At 69.0% G+C, this 574-nt stretch carries 1 pseudogene; it reads left to right on the forward strand.

The features are described from left to right. A pseudogene (locus tag IE172_RS34235) lies at positions 1-451 on the forward strand (DUF3459 domain-containing protein); the annotation flags it as partial. Between the last annotated feature and the right edge of the window lie 123 nt (positions 452-574).

A 574-nucleotide genomic window follows, 5' to 3' on the forward strand; every position in this document is an offset into this window, starting at 1 on the left:
CCGCGACTGGGAAACCGCCGAGAAGGAGGGGCGGACCATCGCCCCCCTCATCACGAAGCTCAACGCCGTCCGGCGGGAGAACCCCGCCCTGCGGCAGCTGCGCGACCTCCACTTCCACCACGCCGACCAGGAGGCGGTCATCGCGTACTCGAAGCGGAAGGGCTCGAACACCGTTCTGGTGGTCGCCAACCTCGACCCCCACCACACCCAGGAGGCCACGGTCTCGTTGGACATGCCGCGACTCGGCCTGGACTGGCACGAGTCGGTACCGGTGCGCGACGAGCTCACCGGCGAGGTCTATCAATGGGGCAGGGCCAACTATGTGCGTCTTGGCCCGGGCGGGGCGCATGTGCTGGTCGTCGGGGAGGGGTCCGGCGACGGGCCCTCCGACGAGCACGGCAGGGTGCGGCGGCCGTCCACCCCGCGGATCGGAGGGTCACTCACCACATGATCGTCAACGAACCCGTCCCGGACACCTTCGAGGACACGCCCGCCAAGGACCGGGACCCCGACTGGTTCAAACGAGCCGTCTTCTACGAGGTCCTGGTCCGCTCCTTCCAGGACAGCAACGGCG

This window comes from Streptomyces griseoflavus (genome assembly GCF_014649995.1).
GTDB lineage: Bacteria > Actinomycetota > Actinomycetes > Streptomycetales > Streptomycetaceae > Streptomyces > Streptomyces griseoflavus.